This is a genomic window from Candidatus Chloroploca sp. Khr17, assembly GCF_004138165.1.
In the GTDB taxonomy this organism is placed as follows: Bacteria; Chloroflexota; Chloroflexia; order Chloroflexales; family Chloroflexaceae; genus Chloroploca.
In genome coordinates, this window is the sequence record NZ_RYFF01000005.1 from 100,956 (window position 1) to 112,558 (window position 11,603).

The 11,603-nt window shown below is 61.2% G+C and carries 9 protein-coding genes; 3 read left to right on the top strand and 6 right to left on the bottom strand.

Features of this window, described 5'->3' with window-relative positions; all coding sequences use genetic code 11:
* Positions 1-15 precede the first annotated feature (15 nt).
* The 3 genes from EKD05_RS04825 to EKD05_RS04835 are packed head-to-tail and all read right to left on the bottom strand — an operon-like array spanning position 16 to position 4,780.
* The gene (locus EKD05_RS04825) at positions 16-1,392 is read right to left on the bottom strand and encodes a CHAT domain-containing protein (RefSeq protein ID WP_129671307.1); all 1,377 of its coding nucleotides are present in this window, start codon (positions 1,390-1,392) and stop codon (positions 16-18) included.
* Complete coding sequence (locus tag EKD05_RS04830; RefSeq protein WP_129671308.1) at positions 1,389-4,547, bottom strand: NACHT domain-containing NTPase; 3,159 nt, start codon at positions 4,545-4,547, stop codon at positions 1,389-1,391. Before EKD05_RS04830 ends, EKD05_RS04825 begins: the two co-directional genes overlap by 4 nt.
* Complete coding sequence (locus EKD05_RS04835; RefSeq protein WP_129671309.1) at positions 4,547-4,780, bottom strand: hypothetical protein; 234 nt, start codon at positions 4,778-4,780, stop codon at positions 4,547-4,549. Before EKD05_RS04835 ends, EKD05_RS04830 begins: the two co-directional genes overlap by 1 nt.
* A gap of 462 nt (positions 4,781-5,242) precedes the next feature.
* Here EKD05_RS04835 and EKD05_RS04840 point away from each other — a divergent pair, with 462 nt between their 5' ends.
* The 3 genes from EKD05_RS04840 (at position 5,243) to pheT (ending at position 8,741) form a co-directional block, all read left to right on the top strand.
* Positions 5,243-5,686: a hypothetical protein gene (locus EKD05_RS04840; RefSeq protein WP_129671310.1), complete on the top strand. Its 444-nt coding sequence runs from the start codon at positions 5,243-5,245 to the stop codon at positions 5,684-5,686.
* Positions 5,616-6,110 carry a hypothetical protein gene (locus EKD05_RS04845; protein ID WP_129671311.1) on the top strand — a complete coding sequence of 165 codons (495 nt, stop codon included), beginning with the start codon at positions 5,616-5,618 and terminating at the stop codon, positions 6,108-6,110. The genes EKD05_RS04840 and EKD05_RS04845 overlap by 71 nt, the downstream gene beginning before the upstream one ends.
* A 72-nt stretch (positions 6,111-6,182) precedes the next feature.
* Positions 6,183-8,741 carry a phenylalanine--tRNA ligase subunit beta gene (pheT, locus tag EKD05_RS04850; protein ID WP_129671312.1) on the top strand — a complete coding sequence of 853 codons (2,559 nt, stop codon included), beginning with the start codon at positions 6,183-6,185 and terminating at the stop codon, positions 8,739-8,741.
* A 248-nt stretch (positions 8,742-8,989) separates the two neighbouring features.
* Here the strand turns inward: pheT and EKD05_RS04855 are convergent, their stop codons facing one another.
* Genes EKD05_RS04855 through rpmG form a run of 3 tightly spaced genes read right to left on the bottom strand, consistent with a single transcriptional unit; the run spans position 8,990 to position 11,600 of the window.
* Complete coding sequence (locus EKD05_RS04855) at positions 8,990-10,009, bottom strand: family 43 glycosylhydrolase (RefSeq protein ID WP_129671313.1); 1,020 nt, start codon at positions 10,007-10,009, stop codon at positions 8,990-8,992.
* Positions 10,010-10,017: 8 nt separating this feature from the next.
* Positions 10,018-11,379 (bottom strand): DUF4129 domain-containing protein, encoded by a 1,362-nt coding sequence (locus tag EKD05_RS04860; protein ID WP_129671314.1) that lies wholly within the window; start codon positions 11,377-11,379, stop codon positions 10,018-10,020.
* Between the two features lie 56 nt (positions 11,380-11,435).
* Positions 11,436-11,600 carry a 50S ribosomal protein L33 gene (gene rpmG / locus EKD05_RS04865; RefSeq protein WP_097654272.1) on the bottom strand — a complete coding sequence of 55 codons (165 nt, stop codon included), beginning with the start codon at positions 11,598-11,600 and terminating at the stop codon, positions 11,436-11,438.
* Positions 11,601-11,603 lie beyond the last annotated feature (3 nt).

The window sequence follows — 11,603 nt, forward strand, 5'->3', positions numbered from 1 at the left end:
ACCGACCCAACGCTTCTACCCAACTACCCGCATTGTGACATCTTGAATCGAAGCCCCGCTATCAGCAATGACGCGCTGGTTGCTGCGGGGGCGCCCTTGAATGCTGAGTGAGCGAATGACCGCCCCCCGGCGTGCCAGGACACTCTGGCGCACATCATCGGGCTTGGCCGCCCCTGCCGACAAGGTGCGCGCCGGTTCGCGCAGGTAAAAGGGGCCACCGGTGCGATTCCGTAGGTAGAGTGCTGGGACGTACCACGATGCCCCGTCCGCTTCTTCGACAAAGAGAACCCGCCGCGCCTGGGCAACGCCCTCCTGGAGGCTCCTGCCGTCGGCAAGGGTGCGATAGATCGCCGCAGCCGCCCGGCTCGCTGCGGTTGAACGCACGGCTAGTTGCATGCCCAGCACTGCTGGTATGCCTGCCGCCACGAGCGCCTGGGCGACGCCGCCGAGCAGCGGATCACCTATCCCCCCACCGACACTGGCCCCTTCGCAGGCATAGAGGGCGACCAACCCGACCTTGCCGAGCAGGGCGACAAAGGCTTCGGCAGGTACCCAGCTTGCGCCGTTGGCATCATCAAGCAAGAGTTCGCCCAGGCCGCCGCGCAAACGCCCGTGCCCGTAAAAGTGCAGAATGTCAGGTGGCTCGCCTCCCAACGCCCGTACTAGTCCGGCGCGATCGGCTGGCTCTAATTCTTCGATGATCGCCTGCCCTTTTTCGACCAGTGGCGCGAGCGCTTCGTTGCGTGCAGCTCGCTCGACATAACGTAGCTCGGTGCTAATTCCAGCTTCAGGCGAGACGGCGAGGATGCGCAGCGGGCCGTGTCTACGGCGTAGCGGCGGCAAGGCCTGCGGAAGATCGAGGCGGCGCGTAAGACTGCTCGCTTCGCCGCGCCCGAGCAGCAACGGGGCTGAGCCGTCATCCCAGAGCAATTCCCAAGGGAGCGCTGCAAGCCGTACGGCGTCGGGCGGAAAGCAGAGTTCGATCGCCAGCGGCACCCCCGTCGCTGTGGCGTGATTACGTGTACTCTCGAGCGCTTCGCGCCCAGCAGGATCGGCCGTCAAGGCGGTGTAGAGCCGCCGCCCGATCCGTCGCGGCGCATCCAGCGGCACCCGCTCGTTGCTTTCCCAGAGCCCCAGGGTCTCAAGGCGGGTTCGTTCTTCGGGGGTAAAGCTGAAGTGGCGTTCTTGCATCGCCGTACGCGCATAGGGATAGGTGGGATCTTGCAGCACATCAAGCGCACGCAAGATGAGCGCCAGTTCACTCGCTGGAATCGGGGGCACCATACGACTCTGGCGTACCCCAATGATGTCGGCTTCCCAGCGTACCGTCGCCCCGGCCCCACGGGGCAGCAAGATCAGTCGCAGGGCTACTGGTTCCAGTGCGTTGCTCACGACGTCACCTCTTCGGTTGTCCAGACCATACGGAAGCCCAGGAGGTTATAGCGCTGGGCGGGGTGAAACCAGTAATGCGTGCCGCAGCGCAGGGCGTCGCCGTCCCAGTTGAAGGCGCCCCCTTTGATCGCAGGCATTTGCTCGGGCGAGACATCGTGACAGGGCGTGCGTTCGTTGAGCCGCTCGGCCACGCTGGCGGTCCATTCCCAGATGTTGCCGGCCAGATCGAGGGTTCCACAGCAGGCTGCCCCGGTGGGAAAGACGCCGACTGGTGATGGGGCGCGCACGCCGGTATCGGTGTAATTGGCTCGTTCTGGGGTTACTGCTTCGTCGCCCCACGGAAACGTCCGCTGGTCGGTATGACGTGCCGCCCGTTCCCATTCCAGGGCCGTTGGCAGGCGCAAGACCTCGCCAGGGTAGAGCCAGCCTGCCGTGCGCCCGAGCGCCGTGAGCCAGGCACAGTAGGCACTCGCTTCGTACCACGAGACGCCAACGACGGGTTGGTTGGGGTTATTGTATTGCCCATTTGTCCAGAGGGCTGGCTGGGTAATCGGGACGATCACGTCGTCGGACGAAGGCATGCGCCCGCCGTAGTCGAGAAAGGTGCGCCCCTCTGATGTCCACCAGCGCTCGTCACGGTAGCCGCCGGCTTCGATAAAACGCTGATACTCGCTGTTCGTCACCGGATAGCGGGCCAGACGAAAGCTATAGCCTAGGTAGGTCTGGTGAAGCCCACTGCTGCGCCCGTGTTTGAGCCGTTCGTCGCCCGACCAGAAGTGCCCCGCAGCGACATCACACCAGTAATCGGCAATCCGGGCTTCGCTGCCACCGGTCGCCCGGCCATCGCTCAGGTTGAGCAGCCGTGGATCGCCGAGTTGACCCAGCACGAGCCCTCCGCTGATGCGGGTCGTGAGCGGAGTCGCCGGATCCATTGCTAGTTGCACCAGTGCGCCAGTCACGGCTTGCCAGGCTCGCCCGCCGGCACCATTCCGCCCGACATCAAGCAGACACTCACCCGCAAGAACGACGGGGTGGATGCCAGCGCGTTCGCCTGACGGCGCTTCGAGCAGGGCGAGCAAGAGGCGCCCGGCTTCACGCTGCGGCGCTGCGGCGACCGCGAGACGGATGACCTCGCGCCAGCGTGGATCATTGGCATAGTTTTGCAGCAAGAGGGCCGGATCTTCGATCGCAACCGACTCGAGCAACCCGCGTGCGGCCAGGTACTCCTGAAAGGTCAAGTGCAAAAAGGCGAACTTCCCGAAACCACGCTCTTGTAACAGCCCCGTATCGCGACGCATCAACTCGACAAAAGCCAGGGCCATCCGTCGGGCGCGGCGCCGTGGCATCCCATCCGTCTGTTCGAGCGTCTCGGCCAGACGTTTTTCGAGATCGACCTGTTCGATCAAGCCCTCGGCATGTTCGCTGTGCATCCAGAGCGCCAGCGGCCCCAACAGATTCACGACAAAGCGCTCGTCGAGCAATTCATCGCCGAGATAGACCTCGACGGGGCGTCCGCTCAGTGAGCGAGCGCGGTTCCATGTTTCGGCCAGCGCGGCCACGCAGAGCCGGTAGAGTTCGACCCGTCGATCAGGCAGGCGCGCGCCCTGGTTGTGGATCAAAGCGAGAATCGTGAGCAGCAGCGGGTTCCGGGCGAGTTCGGTGACGTGGGGAACCGCAAAGACCGCTTCGGTGAGCGACGCGCTGTAGGCCGCGACGCGCTGTTCGTGTTCAACCGCAGCCGACTCACGCACGAGATCATGCAAGAGTTCGTCGACCGGAGCAACTGCGGGCATGCTGCTCGCGGCATAGGCCTGGCTCCAGCGCTGAATAAAACTACGAATCTGGTCGTCACTGAGTGGTTGGATCGTCACCACCGCAAAGAGCGCTGGATCAAGCGGCGCATCATCGTAGCCCACAATCCGTGAGGTCGCGAGGAACCGGTTCCCCGGCGCGTCCCATTCGCGCACAAAGGCTTCAAGCACCCGAATCGTCGCCTGCCGGTCGGTGCGCACCTCATCGAGGCCGTCGAGCAGCATCATCGCCCGCCCAGTTGTCAGGGCGCGCTGAAAGAGCGACCCATAATCGGGCTGGGAGAGGCCGCGGTAATAATCGGCAAGGTATGCGAGCGGCGCGAGATCTTCTTTGCCGGGGCGACGGCGGGCCGCCGCAAAAGCAGCCACCGGAAAGAAGATTGGCAACCAGATCGGATCAAGCCCCAGGCGCTCGCGGGCATCGTTGCGGGTCAGGGCTAGCATCAGATAGCGCACCAGCGTACTCTTGCCACTGCCCGGATTGCCGAGCACAACCAAGAGCGGCTGTTCACAGACAAAGGTATGTAACGATACACCATTGCCCTGTGGCCCAAGTGCCTCAACCGGAATATAGATCTGTTCTAGATTGAGCCGACTGATAGTCTGGATCTGAAGTAGCCCACGAAAATCGAGTTGATTGAAATTCTCGTTGATAAAGGCCCGATAGCGCGCATAGAGCAGCGCAAGATCGGGGCTAGACGCTCCTGCCAGCGTATAGAGGTTGCCCCGGACAATCGTCTGCTGCACGTGGTGGATCGCAGCCCCATTGGTCGCCACAATGCCCTGGGCAAACTGTTCGGCAAGGGGGGCAACCGGCGTGACTCGCGCACTGCGAAGCAGATCAATCGCGGTGCGCTCGTCCGGGTTTGGCAGCAGTCGCCGCAGGCGGGCGTGATCGGCGAGGGCCTGGGGCACAAGTTGCCCGAGGAGACGGATCAGCGCGGGACCCGCTACGCGCCATGGTGGCAACGTCACCTCGGCGTTTGCCAAACAGGGCCGTACCTCACGTCGGTACAACTCAACGAGCCGATTCAGATCAGGCTCACCAGCGAGCAACAGCTCTTCCACCGCAGCCGCCCGAAACCGGGCGGCCACGGGCGCTTCGTCGGTGAGCAGCGTCAGCAGCAACGCAACCGCCGGATCGGCCTCTTCCTGACCCAGGCGTTCGGTTGCCCGGGTCACGGCACGGGCAAATGGTGCGATCAGTGGCGGTTCAGCGAGACTCGCGAGGGCCGTCAACCGCTCGTGGAGCGTTGCGGGTGTGGCCTCGGTTGCGGCCTGGTCTTCGAGTTCCAGCGCAACGGCCCCCAGCGTCGCGGCCAGGGCACGGGCCAGGTCACTCATTACGGTTCCCTCCCGCCCGGGATCTGCTCGTCAAGCAGGCGGCGCAACATCTCATCCGACGACATCGCTCGGGCGGGCGGCCTGGCCGTGGCCGTGGCCGTGGCCGTTGGGCTGGACGATATTCCGGCACAGAGGCCGCGTTCAGCCTGGAGGATACCGCGCAGTCGTGTACGGGCCGTGGTAGCACTACCGACCTCTGGTTCAACATACACAGGGCGAGACAGGCGCAACATCGCAGTACCTCCCAGCTCTTCAGAACGCTCAGCGCAGCCCATTTGATCCTTGTTAGGGTCTTATGAGTTGCTTATCAGGTTGCTAATCAACTATACTATAGCACATAGTAGGTTTTTTGTTAAGTCCCTCTCGCGGGTGCTTTTCGGGTGGTTTTCGGGGGGAATTGCCCGGTTTTGACTCTTGCAAAGTAGTACGATGTGTTGTAGTATATCGTATACCAGGGTCATATGCAAGCTATACACCCGCTTTTGACCCTTAAAATCCCTTTCTAAGGCCGCTCGTTGACGTGAGCGTGTTCGCCAGACAGATCTGAGGAGGTGGAACGAACCCCACAGTTCTTGCCCGATCACCGGACATCAATATCATCCAAATGTACGCCAATAAGAACCCGATAAGGTATAGACAAGTGGCCCGAACTATGCTAGAATAAGACCCGACGAGACCCTGAAAGGAACCCGGTAATGACTACGTCTCGTGACGAAACCCAGAATGAGGCTTCGGAGGAGCAGTTGGCCGTGACGGTGCCGCTCAAAGTTTTGGGCATTGCTACTGCCTATGCAGCCATCCTGAGCTACCTTGAACGACGCTTTCCCATTAAGCCTGACCATATCTGGGCTGAAGTAGCTGGAGGAGTACTTATTTCGTTGGTGCCGGTTGCGTTGATCGCCCGCAAGTCCAGACAGTTGGATTGGCGGGTCTATGAAGGGACTATCTGGCGTAGCTTTATTGCTTCCGGGACGCCGATCATTCTCTGGCAGATCGGTGAGGCAGTGCTCCGTCAGATGGAACTCCTGAATTACACGACGGCACGTGAGTTACAAAGGCCAGATGCCTATGCCTACGATACCACGCCGCTGGCCCATCGAAGTGGAGAGCGAGCGCGAGGAGGCAATTCGCTCAGCTAATGAGGCGGCTCAGATCCTTCAGAAAGCTCAGGCGACCCTTGATAGCGCTCGGGCAAAAGTCAATGCCCATCAGAGCTTTGCCTTGGTGCTGGTGACCGATACCGAGCGCTATCTCGCAGATGCACTTACGCGTACCGAACGCGTGCGCCGTTATCTCTCGGTCGCCCGTAGCAAGTCTATCAATGGCCGCTGGCCCCAGGGGGTTTCCCGCCAGCGCGAAGAAGCCGAAGAAGCCCTTGATCGTGCGATTGATCTTCTCTATGATGGCGAACGTGGCCTTGCCCCGCTCCGTGAAAAAGTAACCAAAAATCCGGCGCTCTGTGATGCGATGATTGCCGATCTCTCGCTTGCCCTGGCCCGTTCCCTCAATCAGATCGAACGCGTTGTGCGCCTTTTGACGGAAGCTGGCCTTGGGCGTGGTTGATTCTCCCGCTTGACACCGCTTCAACCCACGGCTACAATCCGCCGTGGGTTTGTTTTGCCTTGCGGGGTCGTCATGAAAGTACCGTTGAGTTGGCTGAAAGAGTTTGTTGCGGTTGAGTGCTCGCCTGATGAGTTGGCCCATCGCCTTACCTTCGGTGGTCTTGAGGTTGCCCAGGTACGCTATCTTGGGCTTGAAGGTGCTGAGTTGCCCTGGGATCCTGATCTGATTGTGACCTGCAATATTCTTGAGGTGTTGCCTCATCCCAATGCGGATCGCCTGGTGCTCGCTACTGTTGATTATGGGGCCGCTCAGCCTCATACGGTTGTCACCGGTGCGCCTAATCTCTTTCCGTATCGTGGCCTTGGACCCCTCACCCATCCCCTCAAGGCGGTCTTTGCCCGTGAGGGCGCTCGCCTCTATGACGGCCACGCCGATGGATGGGTCATCACGACCCTCAAGGCGCGCCCCGTCCGTGGGGTGCTTAGCGATGCGATGCTCTGCTCTGAAAAGGAACTCGGTATCTCTGAGGAGCACGATGGCATTCTCTTGCTCGAAGATGAAATGCCCGTCGGTCGCCCCCTTCGCGATCTGCTCGGTGAGGTGATCTTTGAAATTGAGATTACCCCGAATTATGCTCGCGCCCTCTCGATTGTTGGCGTCGCTCGTGAGGTCGCTGCGTTGACCGGTGTACCTTTGACTCTCCCTGATCCCCAGGTGCTCGCCGAAGGTGCGCCCATCGTAGGCCGTGCTGCGGTGACGATCAAGGCTCCCGAGTTGTGCCCCCGCTTTGCGGTCGGGCTCGCTGAAGGGGTGCAGATTGGCCCTTCCCCTCAGTGGATGCAGCGCCGCCTCGTCAATGCTGGGATGCGCCCGATTAGCAATGTAGTCGATATCTCCAACTATGTGATGCTCGAGTGGGGCCAGCCAACCCACGCCTTCGATGCCGCTAAAGTTGTTGATCGCCATCTGATTGTGCGCCCTGCCCAGCCTGGTGAACGCCTCGTTACCCTCGATGATAAGGATCGCGATCTGACCCCTGGCTCGGCCAGTGGCCTCGAACGGACGCCTCTGATGGTCTGTGATGCCTCGGGGCCGCTTGCGGTCGCCGGGGTGATGGGCGGCGCTTCCAGTGAGGTCAGCCCGACCACGACATCCGTCCTCCTTGAGGCGGCCATCTGGGAACCAACGCAGATCCGGAAGACCGCCCGCGGCATGAAGTTGCCCAGTGAGGCCTCGCGCCGCTTTGAACGCGGGGTGGATTATGCGCTGCCTCCCATTGCGCTGCGGCGTGCCCTCGAGTTGATGCGCCGCTATGCCGGCGCGACGATTGCCCAGGGCTTTGTTGATGTCTATCCCCGCCCCTGGCAGCCGCTGGTGCTTGACCTTCCAACCGCCGAGGTTGCGCGCATGCTTGGCATTCATCTAACGGCTGCTGAGCTCGCCGCGCTGCTGCAACGCCTCGGTTTTGGCGGTACGCCCTATGAAGCCTCTGTCCCCTATGTGGCCGTCGAGGTGCCTTCGTTTCGCCAGGATGTGACCATCCGCGCCGATCTCTGCGAGGAGGTTGCACGCGTCTATGGCTATGACCAGATCCCGCTTACCCGCCTTGCCGATGAGTTGCCCCCGGCGATGCAGTCGCCTGAACTTGCCCTCGAACAGCGCGTCCGCGAGGTGCTCGTTGGCGCGGGTTTGACTGAGTTGATCACCCATTCGCTCATTGATATGCCGCTCGTCGCAACCGTGGCCCCCTCAGAGGCCGTTGCGACGCGCTATTTGAAACTCACTAATCCGAATACTCCCGAAAAGACTTTTTTACGCCGTTCGCTCCTGCCCTCACTTGGGGCCGCACTGACGATGAATCTCCGTGAACGCGAACGGGTAACCGTCTTTGAAATCGGGCGTGTCTACCTCAAGGCCGAGGATGCCTGGCTCCCCGCCGAGCCGCGTCGCCTTGCGCTTGCGCTCGCTGGTCCGCGTGAGGCTGAAGGCTGGGAGCCGGCCCACCGCGAGCTCTATGATTTTTATGATCTCAAAGGCATGGTCGAGTTGCTGCTCGCTCGCCTCGGCTTGACCGACCGGATCAGCTTTGTCCCGCTCACTGACGACGAGCGGTTCCACCCCGGTCGTTCTGCTACGCTGATGCTCATGCCCGAGAGTTCTGGGGGCAAGGTGATCCCCCAACGCGACAATGGTCAGGCGCCAGGGGTGGCGATCGGGGCTCTTGGTGAAATGCATCCTGCCGTCCGTGTCCGCCTCGAACTTGGGGTGGCGCGGGCGGTCTTCGCCGAGCTTGACCTCGCTGCGCTCATCGCGGCGGCGCAACCACCAACCTTCCGCCCAATCTCCCGTTTCCCCGCAACGGTGCAGGATCTCTCGATTGTGGCCCCCCTCGAGGTTTCGGCAACCCGCGTGGCTGCGCTTATCCGGCGGGGTGCCGGCGATCTGCTCGAAGACTTGACGCTCTTCGATGTCTATACTGGCCCCCAGGTCGGCGAAGGCAAACGCAGCCTCACCTATCACCTGACCTTCCGTGCCCCCGATCGTACCCTCAGCGACGAGGCGTTGACCCGCGTGCGCCGCAAGATCATCACCGGCCTCGAACGCGAGCTTGGTGCAACCATGCGGAGCTAGTAGCAATACCTTGCAAAGAAGGACGAGAAAAGACCTCACAGGTCTTGATGGGGGCATTCCAATGCCAACGCGCAGACCTGTGAGGTCTCGCTTTGCCTCGCTTTGCCGATCAAGGATGGCAAGGAAAAGACCTCACAGGTCTTGATGGGGGCATTCCAATGCCAACGCGCAGACCTGTGAGGTCTTGCTTTGCCTCGCGCCGTGCTGATCAAGGATCACCCGCGCAGAAAACGTATTTCCCAGACTACCTACCTGATCAGGATCGGTACGTAGACCTGCGTCCCAATGCGTGGGATCATGGGCAAGCCTCCAGGATGCCACGCCACCCGTTGCACCCCAATGCGCTCGCCGTATCCCATCAGGTATGAAGCTAGCCAGCCTTGCTCGTCACGATAAAAGTCATAGGCCCACCCATACCCAGCACGTACCTCGGTCTGCCATGGCCCAAAAGGCGAGACCGACCAGCGCCATACCTGACGTGCTCCATCCCGCCCTGAGCTGTTGTAGAAGAGATAGAACAAACCTTCGTGCTCAACAACGTACGGCGATTCAGGGATCCGGCCAGGCTCTCTTTCTTGATACACCGCCCCAAGATCATGCCACGGGCCTTCGGGATGCTCTGCAAAGGCGAGGCCAACTATGGGCCCTTGCGTGTTCACCCCGGTGTAGTAGAGATAGTAGCGGCCCTGATAGAAGAGTACCATCGGATCACGGCAGTCTGACCAGTAATCTGGGCCTGGATAGAAGGCCTCAGGATGGTGTGGGGTAAAGATCACCCCCTTTTTTTGCCAACTTGCTGGATCGGCTGGATTCGTGCTTGTGGCCAGCATTATTGTCTGGGCGATCTGGTTGTTCACCCCGGTATAGTACATGTAGAAGGTTCCGTCGCGCTCAATCACATGAGGGGCCCAGATCTCCCACTCGTCAGGCTCACCTGCTTCACCATGCTCAAGCGGCATCGCGAGCTCTTCCCAAAAACAAAAATCACGCGTTCGTGCATAGGCAAAGCGCCCTTCAAGCCGTTCGCTTGAGCGCAGGGGGCTGACTGCTTTGTCCCGGGCGCTGCTCCCACTGGCCGGTTCAACGCGGATCGAGACCACGTAGTACCAGCCGTCAAAAAAGAAGAGGCTGTGGTCTTTGAGGCGTACCCCGGCAATGTGCAGGGGCGTGTTGCACGCGCTGCTGCTTGTTGCAGGCAGTTGGCTGAAGCTATGGATGCTCGTGCTGAGCAGGCTAAGGAGAAGCAAAACAACGAGTCGGTGGATCATTAATGGGCTTATTCCCTGTTCGCCTCACGTTCCAGCGTGCGTAGCGACTGCTCGGCTTGCTCGGCCTCGTCACGCCCAACCCCCTCGGGGTGGTAGCGTGCCTGTTCGTAGAGTTGGGTCATTGTGGTGAGCGTCGGTTTGGATGGGCTGTCGGATCCGGCGGTGTGCGCAAATTCGGTGGGCGTCTGGGCGACCTGTCGCATAACCCCCTTCGCTTCGAGGTGCAAGAGCATCCGAATATAGGCTCGCCGTGTGCGTGTGGTGGCATCATCGCTCTTCAGTCCTGCCAGCGCTGCCCGTAAGCCGGTGCGATGAGCGCCAAACGGCTTACGTAGGCGGCTCAACAGGCTTCGCAAGTCTTCGCCAAGGCTCTGTAGCACGCCGAGCGACTCGCGTTCTTCGTTCATCTGGGGATTGGTGCTGGTGCGTCGACGCCAGAGCATAATCGCGATGATCAGCAGGATCAGCGGGATGACCGCCAGCAGCAGACTTGCTCCCTCCACCAGTGCTCCGATCGATGGCACTGGCGCGAGCACCTCAACCCCCGGTTGACCGCCCTCGGGTGGTGCTACAGGGCGCACGTTGAACCCGTCGAGCGCTTCCAGCACCCGCTCGAGCAACCAGCGTAGAGGTTCGCCAAAGATCGTCAGCACGAGCCAGACAAGCACCCCGCCGATGAGCGCAAACGGTAGCACCACGATGTGCAGCCCAAACTCGACCGCTCCGAGCAGTTCAGCGCCACCGATGAGCCCTACGCCAAGGATCGCCAGGCCGATTACTGTCGCTACAGCTCCGAGCATCGTTGCCAGCCAGCGCCAGTTCAGGGCCCGATCTCCATCGTTGGCCGTCTGCGCATGCGAGAGTGCCAGCGCGAGCAACCCGGTTGCCCCAAAAGCCACAATCTGGGCCAGCATCACCGGAGCATTCAACGGCCTGCCCGTGCCCATCAAGGTTCCCAGCAGCAAACTTGCCACGGCCAGCGCCGCACCGCGCCCAAAGAGCACCCCGGCGGCATTGCCGTCACGATGATCGATCTGCATCCCGCGCCAGAAGAGCACGAGGCCCACCAGCACGAGCGTATACGCCCCGGCAAAACCGGGTTGACCTGGTTGAAGGCGTTGGAAGAGCGTAGCGACGTTCCCCGCCGCAAAGAGTGGCAATAGCAGCGCACTGGCAATGGCGCTCACGGCGAGCAACCCACGCTGCAGCCCCAGGCTTTGCTGTCGCGTTGCATGTTCGCTCAGCCAACCCAGGCCTACCACAAGGAAGAGCAGCGGCCATGGGGCTGTCAGCGTCGTCAACGCAAGCAACGGTAGGCTCACCACCGTCGTCGTAAGGGCTAGCAGAACGAGCACAAAAAAGAGGCGCATACAGGGGGAAAAGCAGCGAGGGCAGGCTCATCGGCCTGCCCTCACCTGGTCGCAACTTACTTTGTTTCGCGGTAGGTCACGTGGCGTCGCACCAGGGGGTCATACTTGCGGAGTTCGATCCGGCTAGGATCATTCCGCCGATTCTTCATCGTTGTATACGAATGACCACTCTCGGTGCTCTTCAACTTAATCACGATCCGATTGCCCTTTTTCGAAGCCATGGC